The 18,201-nt window shown below is 55.7% G+C and carries 15 protein-coding genes; 11 read left to right on the top strand and 4 right to left on the bottom strand.

Annotated elements, in window-relative coordinates:
* Positions 1–40 precede the first annotated feature (40 nt).
* Entirely contained in the window at positions 41–1,105 is a 1,065-nt protein-coding gene (ribD, locus tag E1J53_RS02610) for a bifunctional diaminohydroxyphosphoribosylaminopyrimidine deaminase/5-amino-6-(5-phosphoribosylamino)uracil reductase RibD (RefSeq protein WP_134271722.1), read from the top strand.
* Here the strand turns inward: ribD and lepA are convergent.
* Entirely contained in the window at positions 1,102–2,889 is a 1,788-nt protein-coding gene (gene lepA / locus E1J53_RS02605; protein WP_134271723.1) for a translation elongation factor 4, read from the bottom strand. The two genes, ribD and lepA, sit on opposite strands and share 4 nt — an antisense overlap.
* A gap of 419 nt (positions 2,890–3,308) precedes the next feature.
* On the opposite strand from lepA, the gene E1J53_RS02600 reads away from it, so the two are divergent.
* On the top strand, positions 3,309–4,322 hold the full coding sequence (locus tag E1J53_RS02600; RefSeq protein ID WP_134271724.1) for a hypothetical protein: 1,014 nt from the start codon (positions 3,309–3,311) through the stop codon (positions 4,320–4,322).
* Between the two features lie 75 nt (positions 4,323–4,397).
* On the opposite strand, the gene E1J53_RS02595 is transcribed toward E1J53_RS02600, so the two are convergent.
* Positions 4,398–4,991, bottom strand: a complete 594-nt coding sequence (locus tag E1J53_RS02595) for a hypothetical protein (protein ID WP_134271725.1) — start codon at positions 4,989–4,991, stop codon at positions 4,398–4,400.
* Between the two features lie 197 nt (positions 4,992–5,188).
* Between E1J53_RS02595 and E1J53_RS02590 the strand changes: the two genes are divergently transcribed.
* From E1J53_RS02590 to purD, 8 genes are all read left to right on the top strand, one after another.
* Positions 5,189–6,793: a CotH kinase family protein gene (locus E1J53_RS02590; RefSeq protein WP_134271726.1), complete on the top strand. Its 1,605-nt coding sequence runs from the start codon at positions 5,189–5,191 to the stop codon at positions 6,791–6,793.
* 557 nt (positions 6,794–7,350) lie between these two features.
* Positions 7,351–9,012 (top strand): hypothetical protein, encoded by a 1,662-nt coding sequence (locus E1J53_RS02585; RefSeq protein WP_134271727.1) that lies wholly within the window; start codon positions 7,351–7,353, stop codon positions 9,010–9,012.
* Positions 9,013–9,096: 84 nt separating this feature from the next.
* A complete protein-coding gene (locus E1J53_RS02580) occupies positions 9,097–10,311 on the top strand; it encodes an alpha/beta hydrolase (RefSeq protein WP_134271728.1) in 1,215 nt (404 codons plus the stop codon).
* 134 nt (positions 10,312–10,445) lie between these two features.
* Positions 10,446–10,814, top strand: coding sequence for a hypothetical protein (locus tag E1J53_RS02575; protein WP_134271729.1), 369 nt, complete (start codon positions 10,446–10,448; stop codon positions 10,812–10,814).
* A gap of 161 nt (positions 10,815–10,975) precedes the next feature.
* Positions 10,976–11,911, top strand: coding sequence for a YheT family hydrolase (locus tag E1J53_RS02570; protein WP_134271730.1), 936 nt, complete (start codon positions 10,976–10,978; stop codon positions 11,909–11,911).
* A 198-nt stretch (positions 11,912–12,109) separates the two neighbouring features.
* Positions 12,110–13,603, top strand: coding sequence for a DUF6503 family protein (locus tag E1J53_RS02565; protein ID WP_134271731.1), 1,494 nt, complete (start codon positions 12,110–12,112; stop codon positions 13,601–13,603).
* On the top strand, positions 13,600–14,118 hold the full coding sequence (locus tag E1J53_RS02560; RefSeq protein ID WP_134271732.1) for a DUF1648 domain-containing protein: 519 nt from the start codon (positions 13,600–13,602) through the stop codon (positions 14,116–14,118). The genes E1J53_RS02565 and E1J53_RS02560 overlap by 4 nt, the downstream gene beginning before the upstream one ends.
* Positions 14,119–14,237: 119 nt before the next feature.
* Positions 14,238–15,509: a phosphoribosylamine--glycine ligase gene (gene purD, locus E1J53_RS02555; protein ID WP_134271733.1), complete on the top strand. Its 1,272-nt coding sequence runs from the start codon at positions 14,238–14,240 to the stop codon at positions 15,507–15,509.
* Between the two features lie 10 nt (positions 15,510–15,519).
* Here the strand turns inward: purD and E1J53_RS02550 are convergent, their stop codons facing one another.
* Positions 15,520–16,794 carry a replication-associated recombination protein A gene (locus E1J53_RS02550; RefSeq protein ID WP_134271734.1) on the bottom strand — a complete coding sequence of 425 codons (1,275 nt, stop codon included), beginning with the start codon at positions 16,792–16,794 and terminating at the stop codon, positions 15,520–15,522.
* A 109-nt stretch (positions 16,795–16,903) separates the two neighbouring features.
* Here E1J53_RS02550 and E1J53_RS02545 point away from each other — a divergent pair, with 109 nt between their 5' ends.
* Positions 16,904–17,464, top strand: coding sequence for a hypothetical protein (locus tag E1J53_RS02545; protein ID WP_134271735.1), 561 nt, complete (start codon positions 16,904–16,906; stop codon positions 17,462–17,464).
* Here the strand turns inward: E1J53_RS02545 and E1J53_RS02540 are convergent.
* Positions 17,452–17,925, bottom strand: a complete 474-nt coding sequence (locus E1J53_RS02540; protein WP_134271736.1) for a GNAT family N-acetyltransferase — start codon at positions 17,923–17,925, stop codon at positions 17,452–17,454. The genes E1J53_RS02545 and E1J53_RS02540 overlap by 13 nt on opposite strands.
* Positions 17,926–18,201 lie beyond the last annotated feature (276 nt).

Genomic DNA, 18,201 nt, shown 5'->3' with positions numbered 1-18,201 from the left:
AAAAAGCACCAAGTTTGTCCGTAATCAAGCATTTTGTGTTATGTCTAGTCCCGTTGAGTTGAGAGACGAATCTTTTTTGCTTCGCTGCGGTCAGCTGGCGGCCCTGGCCGACGGACGGGTAGGGGACAGCCCGAGGGTAGGAGCGGTGCTCGTTTTTCGGGGCCGGATTATCGGAGAAGGTTACCATAAGGTAGCCGGAGAGGCCCACGCTGAGGTAAATTGCCTGGCTAGTGTCCGGGAGGATGACCGACCCAAAATTCCCGACTCCACCTTGTACGTTAGCCTGGAACCCTGCTGCATCCAGGGGCGCTCCGGTGCCTGTACGGATCTCATCCAACGGCACGGCATTAAGCGGGTGGTATTCGCCCAGCGAGATGCTACTCCGGGCGTCAACGGCATGAGCGTCGGAATTTTGGAAGAGGCCAACGTTTCGGTGACTGAGTACAATGGTTTTAAGCCTACCCTCGCACCCAATCGGTTCCGCAAGGTTATTGCCAGCCAGGAACGGCCCTTTGTGCTCCTCAAGTTTGCGCAATCCGCGGATGGCTTTCTGCGTCCGGAGAATCGGGAAGAAGATTATTGGCTTACCAATCCCATCAGCCGCCGGCTGGTCCACCGCTGGCGGGCCAACAGCACCGCCATTATGGTGGGCGGGAGAACCATCGTCGAAGATAACCCCGGCCTGAATACCCGGCTCTTTCCGGGCCCGTCTCCCCGCGTGATCGTACTTGACCCTAAAGACCGTTGTACCGGACGGGAGAAGATTTTCCGTCAGGACCGGAAGCCCGTAGTGTTCTCCGGCTCGGATCGTCCTGACCTTAAAGCCGAAGTAGTTCCCTTGTCGTCAGGGTGGAAGGGGGCGTTACCGCAGGTGCTCAGTTGGCTCCATGCGGCCAGGTTGGGCCATCTGACGGTGGAGGGAGGTGCTGCCCTCCTGCAAGCCTTTATTCAGCAGGGACTCTGGGACGAAGCCAGGGTCTTCACCAGTCCGCAGCAATTAAATGCAGGACTTGCTGCTCCAGCGCTGAAAGGAGAAGTGCGGTTACTACGGGAAGAAAAAATCGGAACGGATTTACTGCGGGTGTTTGCGCGAATCGGTGGCTAGTCCAGCTTAAGGACGTCCAGGAAGGCCTTCTGGGGCACTTCAACCTTGCCAAACTGCCGCATTTTTCGCTTACCGGCCTTTTGCTTTTCCAGAAGCTTCCGCTTCCGGCTGATGTCACCACCGTAACACTTCGCGGTAACGTCCTTGCGCATGGCCGACAGGGTTTCCCGGGCGATCACTTTGGCGCCAATGGCCGCCTGAATGGCGATCATGAACTGTTGCCGCGGGAGCAGTTCCTTGAGCTTTTTGCACATTCCCCGACCTACACTCTGGGCCTTGGAGCGGTGGACCAGTGCCGACAGCGCGTCGACGTTTTCGCCGTTGAGCTTGATGTCCATCCGCACCAGATCCGTTTCCCGGTATTCCAGCGGCTGATAATCAAAACTGGCGTATCCGCGGGAGATGGATTTCAGGCGGTCATAAAAGTCAAACACAATCTCGGCCAGTGGCAGTTCAAAGTGGAGCTCAACCCTTTCCGGACTAAGGTAGGTCTGTTTCTTCAGCGTCCCCCGCTTTTCAATGGCCAGCGTCATGATGGAACCGATGTAGTCGGTCTGGGTAATGATCTGGGCCGAAATGATGGGTTCTTCTACCATCGCCCGGCTGTTGGCCTCCGGCAGTTCCGCCGGATTGCGGATTTCCCGGACCTCACCCTTGGTGTCGGTGATGCGGTAGGTAACGTTTGGAACCGTCGTGATGACGTCCATGTTGAATTCCCGGAACAGACGTTCCTGAATGATCTCCAGGTGAAGCATCCCCAGGAAGCCACAGCGGAAACCGTACCCCAGGGCCGCTGAGGTTTCGGGTTCAAATACCAGACTGGCGTCGTTGAGCTGCAGTTTTTCCAGGCTATCCCTCAGGGGCTCAAAATCATCGTTATCCAGCGGGAAGATACCGGCGAAGACCATGGGCTTGACTTCCTCAAAGCCCGATAGCTGCTCGGCCGGATTGTTGGCGAGCGTAACGGTATCCCCAACCTTGATTTCCGAAGATTTTTTGATGCCGGTGATGATGTACCCAACGTCTCCGCAGGCAATCCCTTTGGTGGGCTTCATCTCCAGTTCCATCGCGCCCACCTCATCGGCGGAGTACCTGGCCCCAGTAGCGGTGAACAGCACCTCTGCTCCCTTGGGCAGGCTACCGTTCTTCACCCGGACGTAGGCAATAACGCCCCGGAATGGATTGAACACACTATCAAAAATCAGCGCCTGGAGGGGGGCTTCGGGATCTCCACTGGGTGGGGGAATCCGCTCGACTACCGCCTGCATGATTTCCGGCACACCAATGCCCGTCTTTCCACTGGCCAGGACAATCTCTTCCCGGGAGCATCCCGTGAGGTCAATCATCTGATCGGCCATTTCTTCGATCATGGCCGTTTCCATATCCACCTTATTAAGGACCGGAATAATTTCCAGATCGTGCTCCAGCGCCAGGAAGAGGTTGGAAATGGTCTGGGCCTGAATCCCCTGAGTGGCGTCTACCAGCAGCAGGGCACCTTCACAAGCCGCGATGGAGCGGGACACTTCGTAGCTGAAATCCACGTGTCCCGGAGTATCAATCATGTTGAAGACATACTCCTGGCCATCAGTATGCTTGTAGTGCATCTGAATGGCGTGACTCTTGATCGTGATGCCACGCTCGCGTTCCAGGTCCATATCGTCCAGTAACTGATCTTTCCGATCGCGCTCACTAACGGATTGGGTAAAGTCCAGCAGGCGGTCAGAGAGCGTACTCTTACCGTGATCGATGTGGGCAATGACACAAAAATTGCGAATATGCTTCATAGGGGCGCAAAAATAGCGAGGATTTACAGGATTCTCACGTGTTTTTCGTGGGATGCGAAAAATGGTGGGATCGTGACTTTAGTGTGACGGCCAAAGGCGTTCACCGCCAAACCGTAGCAGGACACACCGGGGAACGTAAGCTGGGACATTATCACCAACCCTCATGGGTAAGCTAAACACCTTCAGGACTAGACACTCCCATCAATAACAACGTGAATGGATAAGTGTTTTGGCGGACTATCCAGGGAATAGAAACCTGATGCCTTGGCTCGGGCTGAGGGACTGAAACCACACGTTGAACTTTTTTTGAAAAAACCCTGACCCGACCGAACAGCAGTACGGAAGGACCCGTTTCAAGGATGTACAAAGAAGATAAGTAATTGCTTATCAGTTATTTTTAAAGTATAAATTTTAACCAAATGAAAACCTTGTTTTCAACCTTTATCGCATTGGCTCTTTTGTCAACGCCAATGTTTGCCCAGCAGATGACGCCCGACCGCGACGATATGTCCGAAAAGGAAAAGTACGAACGCATCACGGATGCTAAAGTAGAAATGGATATCCGCGCCCAGGCCATTCGCACCCTCAATCTCACTACCGAAGAAACGGAAGATTTTACGCCCATTTACATGGAATATCAGCGCTACCAGGATGAGCTGGAAGCACGGCTCGACCGCGTTGTGACTGAATACCAGGAAGAGATGAAGGAAGATAATAGTCCTAAGTCCGCCGAAAATGAGCGGGCTGACTTCATCGAAGACTACTGGGAAGTAAAAATTGCCGAGTTGGAGCTGAAGAAAGATTACTTTGACCGCCTCGAAGACAAAATTGGTGCCGACCGCGCCCTCCGGTTCTTTGCCATGGAAGATATGTACCGCAGCCGCGCCATTCGTGCCCGGATTGCCGAATACATTCCTGCGCTCGTGGTTGTTCAACCCGTAAACCTCAGCTACCAGGTTGAATTAGATGAATTCAATAACTGGAATCGGATTAACATTGATGGTACCGTAGGTCTTGACCACGAATTTACCAGCAATGGCCTGAAAAAGCTCGTAAAGCTCGCCGGTGCCATGGCCGATGCCGAAGGTATTGAAGTAGAAAACTTCACCGAGCAACGTGCCATGATTATGAAGAAGGCCAACGCCATTACGAAGAATTGGAAGAGTCTCAGCCACGCCAATGATGTGCGTGCCGCCTTTACGGCCACCGCAGGTATCCTTGAAGACATTGCCAGTGATGACCGTTTCATTACCCGCACCGCCTGGATTAACACCCTGAAGGAAACCGCCCAGGCAATTAACGTGGATAAAAAACTAACCGATCAATCGGATCACGTATATAAGTTTTTCAGCACTGCTGAAACCATTGTCAATGACCTGATTAGTCAGGCCAATGGCTCAATGAACTACCAGAACTATAACATGCGTAAGTAACGCACGTATTTTTCTTGGTTAAATCACCTGTTTAGACACTGCCCGCTTCGTTCCGCGAAGCGGGCTTTTTTTACGTCAGAAGGTGAGGGTCATGCCAATTCCCTCCGAGGTGCGTCCCAGCAGGAGCTTCAGGTCGCCGGTCCGGCCCGAGGAAATAAAGTAATTGACCAGGTCAAAGACAAAGAGGAATCCTCCCTGCAACATAATACTGTTGCCGAACCCCTTCAGCTGATCTGCGTTCACGCCGGGCCGTTTGGCCCGTTCGGTCAGGTAGAGTCCGCCAAGCATATAGCCGACGTCGAGGCCGGCGTTGAAAAGGAGAATCTTCTCAAACTTGTAGTGTTCCTGGATGGTGCCGAAGGTGGCCAGGGCCGTCGGGTCTTCCCGGCTGGCGGCGTAGTATCCCAGCCCCGCGATGCCAAGATTGACGACATTCCAGAGTGCGTTCATCTCGTGAAAGTGCTTGGTGCTGCCGTCGGCGGAGTTCCGCAGACTGAGGCCGGTGGCAATATTGACCACCGCCCATCCGCCGAGGGTGAGCATGGCCTTTTGCTGATGGTCAATTCGGGCCTGGTTAAAGTGTAGCAGCGCGTCGTTGGCTTCCTGAGCCGCCAGATAACTAAAGGCCAGGAGGCCAAGACAAAACAGTAGGAGTCGTTGATGTTGCATGCTGGGGTAAGTAGGGTAGGGGGAAAATTGTTTTCACCGGCCTGAGCTTCCGGTAAGGGAGGAGACGCAATGTCGAATAAATGCCTTCGTTATTTTCAGGCCCGTGCCACGGGCGATAAATTGCCGGTCTACTTCTCTTCCTGCCGTTGGGTTCAGCCCCGGGATTGTACCTTCACGATGAATTACCTCACAAACCAATGAGCGCAGCCTCGCTTCGTATTCCACACCTTATTGCTCTTTTCTGCTTGCTGGGCACCTGCGCCCTCGCCCAAAATGCGGAAGCCGATCTCTACAGTCTGGAAAAGATCGTAGAGATTGAACTGGAAATGGATGACCCGCACTGGAAGAAAAAACTGAACGCCTGGAAGAAAAACAACATCCAGGACCGGGTGCTGGCCACCCTGAAGGTTAACGGAGAGGTATTCGATTCGGTGGGCGTCCGACTGAAGGGGAACTCCTCCTACTTCGCCCCCGTACGGGCCGAAAAGAAAAAGCTTCCCTTCAACATCAAGGTGAGCTATACCCATAAGGACCAGCGCGTCCAGGGCCGTTACCGCACCCTCAAGCTCAGCAACGTATTCCGGGACCCGAGCTATTTGCGGGAAAGCCTCTCCTACGCCATCGCCCGCGACTACCTTTCGGCCCCCGACTGTAACTACGCCCGCCTGACGGTAGACGGTGATTACTACGGTTTGTACAACCTGACCGAATCCGTGGACGAGCAATTCTGGGAGGATGAGTTTCACTCGGAAGACGGACTGCTGTTCAAGTGCGATCCGGAAAGCAAGGACCCACCGCCTTCGGTTTGCCCCCCCGGACTGGGCGCTAACCTCAGCTACCTCGGCCCCGACAGTGCTTGCTACGTGGCACGCTACGAGTTGAAAAAATCGGACTATGGTTGGAAGGAACTCATTGCGATGACCAAAAACCTGGAGAACGAGAAAATTGCTCCCGAAACGTGGCTCAACGTGGATGAAGCCCTCTGGATGCTGGCCTTCAACAATGCCCTCGTGAACCTGGACAGCTACCTTGGAGCCTTCTGCCACAACTACTACCTCTTCCAGGATTCCACGGGAATCTGGCGGCCGGTCATCTGGGATTTGAACCTGAGCGTTGGCGGCTTCCGCCTGGTGGACCGGGATAAGGTCCTCACCAACGAAGAAATGGTGAAACTCAGTCCCTTTCTGCACTTTTCCGACCGCAATAAGGATCGTCCGCTCATTCTTCGCCTTTTTGATCGTCCACTTTTCCGCAAAATGTACGTGGCGCATCTCCGGACCATTTACGAGGAGCAATTTGCTGATGGCCAGTACCTCAAACGGGCGGAAGCCATCCGGGAAACGATTACCTCCGAAGTAATCCAGGAGCCTAATCCGCTGTACCCCACGGAGACGTACACCCAGAATTACCACAATACGGTAGACATTTCCGGTGGTGCCGTAATTGGCCTGCAGGAGTTCTTTGAAAAGCGCGGGGAATATCTGCGGGATCATCCCCTGTACAAACAGCCCGTCCCCGAGATCGAAACCCACCAGGCGCTGGAGGACGGTGACTCGGTAACGGTATCCGTGAGTCTGGTGAGTGGGGTTCCGGCCGAGGCGGTTTGGGTGGCCCATCGCCCCCGCAGATCAAATAATTTCCGGTACACCAAGCTGTCGCCCGAAGCGGACGGTAGTTACGTGGCGTCTTTGTCCGCTGAAATGATTACGGAATACTTTCTGGTGGCCGAGGGACGCATCAGCGCTACGGTGTTACCGGCCCGCTCGGCCCGGGAGTGGTTCCAGGTGGAGCAGGTGAAATAGCGGGCGGCGGTCCCGAGTTCCGTTAGCTCGTCGGGATCACCGGTTCTTTGCAGCATGCGGCGGCGCGCAGGTGCAGTGGTGTTTGGGAAAGGCAAAGGAAGAGAGAAGAAGGAAGAATGAAGACGGAAGGACATAATCCGGTCGTCCCCTCAGACGTCGCGGCATAACTGGTCGAGGTGTTTCACGCCGAGCCATTCCCGTAGCAGAACATCTTTCCGGAAAAGGCTTGCTCTAGGTAGCAACATAAACTTTTCATTTTTCACCCCATGAAGGAGATCCAACTACCGCCCGATGTTACGAAATCTAGAGCTCCTTCACCGGTAAAAAAAACTTCGCAACACGATGCTATCATTATGAAAAATCAATGTGCTTACCTACCGCAAGTCGGTCGTAAGGAGAAGGTTGAGGCTGAAGAGGAGTGCCGGGAATGGTCGTTTAGGCTGCTAGGAAGAGGAGGTGTTGAAAAAATGTCACTAGGCCATAAACAACAAGCGGAGTAAGAAAAACCCTGCTTACTTAATCGATACTTATCTTGGCCGGGCACCCAACACTTTTGCATGAGACTCCTCAGTACCGTACTGCTCCTGTCCTTTCTTTTCGCGCACTGTAGCGCTCCGGAGGCAACACCACCTTCCCCGGAGGTGGCCACCACCACGGACTACGCTTCCCTCACCGAGTTGTTTGCGGACTGGCGTGACTTTGAGCGCCCACCTTATTACGAGGGGGCTCCCGACTACCGCGCAGCCACCTTCACCGGCCGTCAGCCAGACTTCCTGGCCCTGGAGGCTCGTTTGATGGCGATGGATACCAGCGGGTGGTCCGTTCCCCAACGCGTCGATTGGCATCTGGTGCGGGCGGAAATGAACGGCTACGACTTTAACCGTCGTATCCTCCGGCCCTGGGAACGGGATCCGGCGTACTACAAAACGGTGTGGACCTACCGCAGTGACGTGCCCGCCCACGAGGGCCCCACCCACCACGCCACGCTTGAGTTGTGGACGTATGAGTTCCCCCTTTCGCTGGCAGACAAAAAACGTTTGCTTGACGATCTGTCCGTAATTCCTCCCCTAAACGCCCAGGCCCGGGAAAACCTGACGGGCAACGCCCGCGACCTCTGGGTGGCGGGAATTCGGGACATCGAGGGCCAATCAGCGGTATTGCGACAAGTGCTGGAGGCCGAGGGCGTAGCGGAGGACGAAGAAATTGTTGCTTCCCTCGAGGCCGCCATCAGCAGCACGGACGAGCTGGCCGAATGGTTGAAGGCCGAAGCCGACCAAAAGGATGGTCCTTCCGGCATCGGTAAGGAGAATTACACCTGGTACCTTCAGAACGTCCACCTCGTACCCCTGACCTGGGAGGATGAGGTGATGATCCTCAAGCGGGAACTGGCCCGTGCCTGGGCTTCCCTCAAGCTGGAGGAACACCGTAACCGGGACTTGCCTCCCCTGGTCGCCGCCGAGTCTCCGGAGGCCTACGACGCCCTGGCGGAAGCCGGGGCGGTAAGCCTGATTTCCTTCCTTGAGGATCAGGACATCGTCACCGTCAAGGAGTATTTCGATCCCGCCCTGCGGGAGCACCTCGGGGCCTTCGTCCCGAAGGAGACGCGCAACTTTTTCTGGATCACGGCCCACTACGATCCGCGCCCCCTGTATTCCCATTTCTACCACTGGTTTGAACTGGCCCGGATGGATACGGAGCCCAACCCCAGTCCCGTAAGACGGGGCCCCTTGCTGTACAACATCTTTGATTCCCGCAACGAGGGTATGGCCACGGCCGTGGAAGAAATGTTTATGCAGGCTGGCCTGTACGACGATAATCCCCGGGTGCGGGAGATCGTCTACATCATGATCGCCCAGCGGGCGGCCCGTGGGCTGGGATCGCTCTACGCCCACGCCAACGAGATGACGATGGAGGAGGCCGGAGGCATCCATTCGGAATACACGCCGCGCGGATGGATGAAAACCGAAAAAGAACTGTTGATTTTTGAGCAGCACCTGTATCTCCGCCAGCCCGGATACGGCACCAGCTACATCACCGGGAAGCATCAGGTGGAGGCCGCCATGGCCGAAATGGCGAAGGTGCGGGAAGGTTCCGTGAGCGAACCTTTCACCCTGACGGACTTCTTCGACGGACTCAATTCCATCGGCAATATCCCCATCGCCCTGGGGCACTGGGAATTAACGGGATCCGCGGACCATCTGGCACCAATTTTTGAATAGCTTGGACTGGTGGCTTTCCCAAAGCCACCTTTTAAAACCCCTGCCGTCCTTAGGGTAACGACCGACCAGCCAGACCAATCCGCCATGCGATTCCTTGTCCTCTGTATACTTTTGCCCTTAGGGCTTGTCTCCCTTTGGGGGCAGTCCAATCGCGACGTCACCCACACCATTGACTCGGAAGCCTTCGGGAAGGAGCGCAAAATCTACATTCATCTTCCCGAGCGCTACGAGAAAAACCCGCTGGATACCTTTTCGGTCGTCTTTGCCCTGGACGCCCAGTCCGGGCAGTACTGGAACATGGCCAAGCATAACGTAGCCTACCTCGTCAACACCTACCAGACACTGCCCCTGATCGTGGTGGGCATCCATTCCGATAGCCGACAATGGGAGTTCATCCCCCTGCCCGAAGACCCCAAGGCGGAGCGCAACCGGAAGGCTCAGGCTCATCTGCTCCACCAACACCTCCGGGAAGAAGTTATACCGCTTTTGGAAGAGACTTACCGGATAAACCAGGAGCGCATCCTCGTGGGGCACAGCCGGGGCGGTGCCTTTATCGCCGAAACGCTGTTCAGTCAACAACGGGATCTCTTCCGGGCTTACCTGGCCATCAGTCCCGCCCTGGGGCACGTAAATAATCAAATGCTCTACCACGCCGATGCCCAGTTAAAACACGGGACGGACTTTCGGAAATATCTCTATTGTTCCCACGGGACGGTCGGTAACTATGAAGCCGACTTTTCTAACCACGTCGATTACCTGGATTCCCTGATCACCGAGCACCAGAACAAAAGCCTCGTCTTCGAACGGGAAATCCTGGCGGGAACGGACCACTGGTCCGTGGTGATCCCCTCCTGGAATAACGGATTGGTGCGGATGAGCCGCCAGTTTATGGTGGACCTTTCCCACCTGGAAGCCTTCGCAAAAAACCAGGATCGCTCGGTCCGGGAGCAGGCCGAGGAGTTTTACGTTGCCGCCGAGCGGCGATACGGCTTCATTCGCTTCCCGGACGTCCGCTCGCTTAGTTTTTACGCCAATGAATTTGCGGAGGCCGGACACAGAGGGCTGGCCCAGGAAGTACTCGGATGGGGTATTTCGCTTTACCCCAACAGCGTCCGCCTGCTCCGGAATATGGGATACCTCCACCGAACCCATCAGGAGTTTGCCGAGGCAAAGTACTGGTACGAGCTGGCGCTACAGAAGCTCGAACTCCAGCGGGACCACATCGACGAACGGGAGTACCTGGAGGATAAGGCTAACCTGGAGCGCAATATCCGACGCGCGGAAGCGGCGAAAGAGTAGGGCAATTTGAAGACATCGGTTTTTGTTGACCGCTGTGGAGAGTCAGGCGTTGCTTTCGGCAAGAAGGTCCTGCCCCGGTACGTTATGCCGATGTCGTCGAAAACGATGACGCTGGATTTTTGTATTCCCCGTAGATGAGTGATCGTGACAACATACTGGATGATCTGCGCCCGGCGGCGCAAAACCGGGCGGCCATTCGGGCCGTGCAACTCTTCGCACTCGCCGCAGGGAGTTATCTATTGCTGCTGGCAATTTATCTATGGAGGTATGTGCGGGATTCCTGGCCGGGCTTCCTGTGGTCCGGACTGGACATCACCGCGCACGTCATGGTTTCCCTTATCGTATTCGGGGTTATGTGTGCCATTTCCGGCTTACTGAATGCCGTACGCTCATTACCTCCCAAAAAAAACAACAAGCATCAGGTTATCCTCGGGGTAGTGGGCAACCTGACGGTGGTGATCATTTTCCTGCTGATTGTATTTGCCAAGGTTGATTTTCGCTAGGGTGACGTTGTGGACGGAAAATAATTTTTCGGAGACCCGGCAAACAATCCTTTGGCCCCGGCCCTTATTGATCGAAACACCTCCTCTGTGGCCACCCAGGTTGAGGTCCTTTAGCGAAGGCAGAACGCCGCAATCCCTTACCGTAATTTCTCCAATCGAGCATGCTGAACAGTTTCCGTGCACATTACCAAACGATCGTCCCCAACGTCTTCCGTTCCGTTCCGGTTACCTACCGAAGGGAACGAATCGATACCCCCGACGGAGATTTCCTGGATTTGGATTGGCTGGATCAGGCAGCGGAAACGAGTCGTAAACTCGTCATCCTGTCACACGGGCTGGAGGGTGATAGCAGTCGGGTGTACGTAGCCAGTGCCGCCCGGTATTTTTACCGGCATGGCTGGCATGCGCTGGCCTGGAATTGCCGTTCCTGCTCCGGGGAAATGAACCTGACGCCGAAGCTGTACAGCCACGGTCAGAGTGAAGACCTGGAGTTGGTCGTTAACCACGCCATCCATACCGGAGATTTTGATCAGATCGTGCTGGTTGGCTACAGTATGGGGGGAAACCTCACCCTCAAGTACCTGGGCACCATGGGGCGGAACCGCCCCGAGCAGGTCACCCACGGGGTGGCCTTCTCCGCCCCGGTGTTCATCGAGCATTCCGCCGACAGCCTGGACCAGACGGGCAACTGGATCTATCGACGCAAGTTTTTCCGGGCGCTTGCCCAGAAGATCGGGGCCAAGGAGGCGCAATTTCCCGGTCGGGTCGACATGTCCAAACTGAAAGACGTTCGGGTGTGGCGCGATTTTGACCGGTGGTTTTCGGCACCCATCGGGGGCTTCGATGATCTGAACGCTTATTACGCCTACCTGTCTTCCGGTAATTTTGTGGAGGGGACCACGGCTCCGGTACTGATCGTCAACGCGAAGAATGACCCCATCGTTCCCGATGCCTGTAATCCCACCCAACTGGCCCGCCGGCATGAGCTGATTACCCTGGAAACCCCCGCCGAGGGCGGTCACGTCGGCTTTGCGCTCAGGGGGAAAGACCACAACGCCATGGATGAACGGGCGCTGGAGTTTGTTTCATCCCATTAGGTCACTGCGCTGGTGGAACCGTCTTTGGTGTCCCGGCTAAGCACGAGGATTCCATTTCATTGCACCTGCGCACCGCGCCCTCTTGCTCCCTTGCCTATTCATGGTTTGGCCCGCTCAATATTCTTTAGGGTTCCCGATTTAATACCAAAATTTCTAGACCGCAAATTGTAAATTGGTCCTCTCCTGATCAATGTTACTATGAAACCACTGTTGTTTGCCCTTTGCTGCTTCCCCCTGATGTTGTTTGGACAATTTGAAGCTCCACCCGCGAGCCCTCCGGCAACGAATTCGGTCCAGGCCGGCTACACCAATCTGTCGGTCACCTACCACCGTCCGAACGTTCGTGGCCGGGACATCTTTGGCGCCCTGGTGCCGTGGGAGCAGGTATGGCGCGCCGGTGCAAACGATAATACGCTGCTGGAGCTGTCCGGGATGGCTACGATCGGAGAGCATAAAGTAGCGCCGGGACAATACTCCCTCTACTTCATCCCCAAACCGGACGGAAACTGGATCCTTATACTCAATTCCGCTACCGACAACTGGGGGACCAGAGGGTATTCGGCGGCTAAAGATGTACTGCGCCAAACGGTGAAGGCCCGACGCCTCGCCCAAAGGATCGAAACCCTGGAATACCGGTGGATGAATCTTCACCCGCAGTCGGTGGATCTGGTCCTGGAATGGGGTTGGTGGCGCGTAAGTTGTACCCTGAAATTGCCCACCGACGCTCAGGTAGCAGCCCGGGCGGAGAAAGAGCTGGAGCGCCCGGCTGACCCCAATGATTTCTACCTGGCGGCCCGCTACTATCTGGATAATGACCTGGATCTTGGGCAGGCGAAAGCCTGGATGGACCATTGGGAAAAAGAAGGGGAAGAACAATTCGGTAGGATGCGCTACCAGGCCATCATTGAGTATAAGCTAGGAAATACGTCCCGGGGCGTTCAATTGATGAAACGGAGCCTGGAATTGGCCCGCAAGGCGGGGAATGCCCACTACGTAAGTATGAATGAGCGGAGCCTCCGGGAATGGGAGCGAATCGTAACCGAAATTGATCCGGAAGAGCTCCTTCGGGAGAGTATTACCTACCATGATCCCGAAAGTCAGTGGAATAACCGTACGCACCTGATCCAGCTGGCCGAAAGCCGGCCGGGAGGATCCGTGCGGCACACCCGACTGTCCTTCAACCCCGGCAAGGGAGACTTTGATATGCAACAAACCCGGGGTAAAGACAAAATTCAGCTGCGCTACCTGGGAGGGACGTATGGCTTCAGCCACAACGGGCGCACGAACATCGGAGACTCTACCCGCCAACGGTTAAACCTCACGGAAGACCGGACCAACGTCCTTAGGGATTACTACAGCTACCTGTGGGGACTCCCCATGAAGCTACGGGACCCCGGAACCCTCATCCAGCCCACCATTCACCAGGTCTGGTTCGCCGACGAGCAACTGCTGGAAATGGAGGTGCACTACGCTCCGGATACCGGAAAGGATATTTGGTTCTTCTACTTTGACCCCGTCACCAAAGCCCTCCGGGGGTATGCCTTCTACCACGATAAGGATGGTCCGGGAACCGGGGAATACATCATCCTGGAAGACGAAGCACTCGTCGAGAAAATGCGGATACCCGCCCGAAGACATTGGTACCAGACCCAGGGAAGGCTTTATTTGGGAACGGACGAAATTTTGAAATGATGAGTACCCTGAACACCCCGAATGACCCGCGAAATCAGGTAGCCAATCCCATGCAGGAGGGTATCCACCGAATATTACCCCTGGCCGCCATGGTGCTCTCCTTCGCCATCGTGGCTACGTACTATGGAGACCTTCCGGAGCGGATTCCCATTCACTGGAACGGCAGGGGAGAAATTGACGGCTACGGTGCAAAGATCATTGCGTGGGTGCTGCCGGTGGTTAACCTGGGGCTCTTTTGGCTCATGGGTTTGATCGCCAACTCCGGCTACCGGTGGTTCAACTATCCGGTCCGGATTACGGAGGAAAATGCCGCCGAACAACACCGCATCGCCCTCCTCACCGTTGCGGTCGTGAGGACGGTTTGCTGCCTCATGTTTGCCTACATTACCTACGCTATGGTGCGTAGTGCGGTGACGGGGAACAACGTCTTCAGCACTACCGTAATGATTAGCTTTTTGGTGCTGATGTTCGGAGGTATAATTTATTATTACCTCCAGGCCGTGCAGGCGAAGTGAGGGCAAGCCCCCGGCCAAACTCGCTTTGGGAATGGCGGAAGAAAGTCAGTAGACTGAAAAACCCCGACAAGTTTATACCTTCGTGATTCCTGACCACCTTTCTTTCTACCCCAAGTAACATGAATATCCTTCTTCTCGGCAGTGGTGGCCGTGAGCACGCCATCGCATGGCGGTTGACCCAGAGCCCCCTCTGCCAGCAGCTTTTTGTGGTTCCCGGCAATGCCGGTACCGCCTCACTAGCGACCAACATTTCCCTCAACCCCAATGACTTTCCGGCACTGAAGGAATTGGTCCTGAACCAAAAGATCAGTCTGGTCATTTGCGGCCCCGAAGAGCCCCTGGTGAATGGCGTGCAAGACTACTTCAAGCAGGACTCGGAGCTGGCCGGGGTGCGCTTCATCGGCCCCAGTGCCGAGGCCGCTCGCCTGGAGGGAAGTAAAGCCTACGCTAAGGAGTTCATGGCGGAATTTAATATCCCCACGGCGGGCTACCGGCGCTTCACCGCCGCCACCCTGGACGAAGGGCTGGCGTACCTGGAAAACCGCCGGCCCCCGATCGTCCTCAAGGCCGACGGACTGGCCGCCGGCAAGGGCGTCGTCATCCTGAACGACGTGGGCGAAGCCCAGGAAGAACTTCGGGCCATGCTGGAGGGGAAGTTCGGCGCTGCCAGTAACGAAGTCGTCGTGGAAGACTTTCTGGACGGCATCGAATTCTCCGTGTTCGTACTCACCGACGGAAAAAACTATCGCATCCTGCCGGTCGCTAAGGACTACAAGCGCATCGGGGTGGGGGATACCGGCCCCAATACCGGAGGCATGGGCTCCATCAGCCATCCCCCCTTCGTGGACCCCGACATGATGGCCCGGGTAGAACAACAAATCATCATGCCCACCCTCGAAGGTATTCAGGCCCGGGAACTGGACTATAAGGGCTTCATATTTATCGGACTTATTTCCGTCAATAACGACCCCTACGTCATCGAGTACAACTGCCGGATGGGGGACCCGGAAACCCAGTCCGTCATGGCACGACTAAATAACGACTTCGTGCAACTCTGTCTGGAAACCGCCGACGGACAACTGGATACGGCCGTCATCGATATGGATGAACGTCAGGCCGCCACGGTAGTCCTCGTCAGTGGTGGATATCCGGGAGCCTACGAAAAGGGGAAGGTCATTACCGGCGTGGAGCAGGTTACCGACAGTATGGTGTTTCACGCGGGCACCAAAACGAACGAAGCCGGAGAACTGGTCACCAACGGTGGCCGGGTACTGGCCGTCACGAGTTACGGAGAAACCTTCCAGGAGGCCCTTAAAAAGAGTTACGCCAGCGCCAAACTGATCAGCTGGGAGGGGGTGAATTACCGCCCGGACATCGGGTTTGATTTGTAGCAACCAGCAACTAGTAATACCTCCCCTTCCACCACTCCCGCAGCCGTTCGAGGATCTTCTTTTCCGTGGGATTATTGGGTTTGGGCTGGAAAAAAGCCGTTCCACTCAGTTGCTCGGGCAGGTATTCCTGTTGCTTGAAGTTGCCGGGATTGTCGTGGGAATAATTATAGTTCTTCCCGTAGTCGAGTTGCTTCATGAGTTTGGTGGGCGCGTTGCGCAGGTGCAAAGGCACGGGTAGGGCGCCGTGTTGCCGTACGGCCCGCTGGGCCTCGCCGATGGCGAGGTAACTGGAGTTGCTCTTGGGACTGGTCGCCAGGTAAACCGCGGCCTGAGACAGGATGATGCGCCCTTCCGGATAGCCCACCATCTGGGCGGCCTGGGCGGCGGTGGTGGCCATCAGCAGGGCATTGGGATTGGCCAGGCCGATATCCTCGCTGGCCGAAATGATGAGCCGTCGGCAAATGAACTTGATGTCTTCCCCGCCCTCAATCATGCGGGCCAGCCAGTAGACCGCCCCGTTCGGATCCGAACCCCGGATGCTTTTGATCATGGCCGAGGCAATATCGTAATGTTGTTCGCCGGTCTTGTCGTAGCGCGCCAGGTTTTCCTGGACGCGTTCGCTGACGTAGTCGGCCGTTACCGTCACCGCCGCCCCGCTGGCGGCCTCGTTGGTGACCAGTTCCAGGAGGTTGTAGAGGCGGCGGCCGTCGCCGCCGCTGTACCGGAGCAGAGTGTCGTAATCCTCCATGGTCACGTCCAGCTTGCGGAGGTATTCGTCCTCGGCCAGCGCCCGGTCCACCATGCCCCGTAATTCTTCCTTGCCCAGGGATTCGAGTACGTACACCTGGCACCGACTAAGCAGGGCCGGAATGACCTCAAAACTCGGGTTTTCGGTCGTCGCTCCGATCAGGGTAACGATGCCTGCCTCCACCGCTCCCAGCAGACTGTCTTGCTGTGACTTACTAAAGCGGTGAATCTCATCGATGAACAGAATGGGACTGGCCCGGTCGAAAAACTGTCCCCGTTTGGCCTTGTCGATGGTGTCCCGGACGTCCTTGACCCCGGAGTTGATCGCCGAAAGCATGTAGAAGGGTACCTCCAGTTGCCCGGCAATAATCTTGGCCAGGGTGGTCTTGCCCACGCCCGGTGGCCCCCAGAGAATAAAGCTGGGCAGGCGTCCGGTCTCTACCGCCCGGCGTAGCACGGCCCCGGGCCCCACCAGATGCTCCTGTCCGACGTAGTCGTCAAGCGTTTGCGGGCGCATTCTTTCGGCGAGTGGTTGCATGGTAGTGGATTGATTAAAGGGAACACGTTGTGCAGGAATCAAGTTCTCCGCAAAGTACGGTCAGCGATAAGAACATTATTTTGCGGCGACCTTTAATCATACCTGCCCTATGTATCGACGGACTCTACTTCTGTTACTATTATTTGCGCCAACTTTATTGGCCGCTCAGGATACTCTGCTCTACACCCAGGTAGATACTTTGCCCAGTCTTTCCGAGCAGGAAGTCAAGCGGCTGTCCCATTTTGATCGGGTGGACTTCGACCCCGTCCTTGCCGCCTTCTATCAGCACATTCGTTACCCCCGAATTGCCCGGGAAAATGGGGTGATGGCCTGCGTTCCCTTCACGTTTGTCATTGATACTTCCGGGGTCGCTACTTTGGAATCCGTAAGTACTCTCTCCCTGAAAGAAACCGAAGGCCTGAAGGTTCCTAAGGATGAACTCCTGCGAATCAGTACCATCTCTAGCCGTTCCGTGAATAACGGACCCTCGGTCCGGGTGCCTCCCCCTTCACAAACCCAAAATCCGAAGCGGTTAGCGAAGGCGCACCTCGCGCTGGCCGAGAGTATTGAAAAATGCGTGGCGGATTTCCCCAATTTTCTTCCGGGCTGGTATCAAGGCCAGAAAGTCGTGGTTCGGTACCAGCGTTACGCCCTTTTTTATATGGAGTAATCGGTCTGAGGCCGATACACCATCGCCCGGTGCGGGATGCCGTCTTCGTCGTAAATGTTTCCGGTACCCACAAACCCAATGCTCCCGTAGTACTCCTGCAGGTGGGCCTGGGCGCTGATCTTGACGGGCTGCCGGCCGAAGCGGTCGAAGAGTACCCGCAGAGATTCTTGCATGAGTGGGCGGCCTAGTCCCTTCCCCCGCGCCCAGGGCGCGGTCACCACCCGGCCAATACTGGCGTAGTCGGGGTAAGAAACCCCACGGTCCAGCAGTCGGGTGTAGGCGGCCAGGCGACCGTCCGGCGTGGTACCCATCAGGTGCAGGGCCGCCTGGTCCTTATTGTCCGCGTCGAGGTACCAACAGGTTTGTTCCACCACAAATACCTCCTGCCGTAAGACCATGATGGCGTAGAGCTGATGAACGCTAAGTTCCTCGAAGGTGTGGGCGGACCAGGTAATTTCCATGGAGGCGAAAATAAGGATTTAAGGCTGAGGCTAAGGAGAAGGAAGAAGTTGAAGAAAAAGGAGCGTTCATCGGATGTCTCCTGAGTGAAGCGAAGGGCCATCCGATGCATCGCGGATTTGCTTGGGAATGTAAAATTCATCCAGAACCTGAGACTGTTCAAGTAAGTGTGTCTACTATCTTTAAGAATGAAAAGCGCAAAAGACAAATTACCAGCGGATCTCCAAAAGCTGTTAGCAGACCATCTTAAAAGTGGTAAGCCCCTACTTGGTCAAGAT

The sequence above is a fragment of the Lewinella sp. W8 genome, assembly GCF_004375085.3.
Classification (GTDB): domain Bacteria; phylum Bacteroidota; class Bacteroidia; order Chitinophagales; family Saprospiraceae; genus Neolewinella.
This window is presented reverse-complemented; position numbering and strand designations above follow the sequence as displayed.

What these genes read in the sequence shown, in the direction of transcription:
- ribD (WP_134271722.1), top strand. Translation starts at nt 41, where the DNA reads ATGTCTAGTCCCGTTGAGTTGAGAGACGAATCTTTTTTGCTTCGCTGC.
- lepA (WP_134271723.1), bottom strand. Translation starts at nt 2,889, where the DNA reads ATGAAGCATATTCGCAATTTTTGTGTCATTGCCCACATCGATCACGGT.
- E1J53_RS02600 (WP_134271724.1), top strand. Translation starts at nt 3,309, where the DNA reads ATGAAAACCTTGTTTTCAACCTTTATCGCATTGGCTCTTTTGTCAACG.
- E1J53_RS02595 (WP_134271725.1), bottom strand. Translation starts at nt 4,991, where the DNA reads ATGCAACATCAACGACTCCTACTGTTTTGTCTTGGCCTCCTGGCCTTT.
- E1J53_RS02590 (WP_134271726.1), top strand. Translation starts at nt 5,189, where the DNA reads ATGAGCGCAGCCTCGCTTCGTATTCCACACCTTATTGCTCTTTTCTGC.
- E1J53_RS02585 (WP_134271727.1), top strand. Translation starts at nt 7,351, where the DNA reads ATGAGACTCCTCAGTACCGTACTGCTCCTGTCCTTTCTTTTCGCGCAC.
- E1J53_RS02580 (WP_134271728.1), top strand. Translation starts at nt 9,097, where the DNA reads ATGCGATTCCTTGTCCTCTGTATACTTTTGCCCTTAGGGCTTGTCTCC.
- E1J53_RS02575 (WP_134271729.1), top strand. Translation starts at nt 10,446, where the DNA reads ATGAGTGATCGTGACAACATACTGGATGATCTGCGCCCGGCGGCGCAA.
- E1J53_RS02570 (WP_134271730.1), top strand. Translation starts at nt 10,976, where the DNA reads ATGCTGAACAGTTTCCGTGCACATTACCAAACGATCGTCCCCAACGTC.
- E1J53_RS02565 (WP_134271731.1), top strand. Translation starts at nt 12,110, where the DNA reads ATGAAACCACTGTTGTTTGCCCTTTGCTGCTTCCCCCTGATGTTGTTT.
- E1J53_RS02560 (WP_134271732.1), top strand. Translation starts at nt 13,600, where the DNA reads ATGATGAGTACCCTGAACACCCCGAATGACCCGCGAAATCAGGTAGCC.
- purD (WP_134271733.1), top strand. Translation starts at nt 14,238, where the DNA reads ATGAATATCCTTCTTCTCGGCAGTGGTGGCCGTGAGCACGCCATCGCA.
- E1J53_RS02550 (WP_134271734.1), bottom strand. Translation starts at nt 16,794, where the DNA reads ATGCAACCACTCGCCGAAAGAATGCGCCCGCAAACGCTTGACGACTAC.
- E1J53_RS02545 (WP_134271735.1), top strand. Translation starts at nt 16,904, where the DNA reads ATGTATCGACGGACTCTACTTCTGTTACTATTATTTGCGCCAACTTTA.
- E1J53_RS02540 (WP_134271736.1), bottom strand. Translation starts at nt 17,925, where the DNA reads ATGGAAATTACCTGGTCCGCCCACACCTTCGAGGAACTTAGCGTTCAT.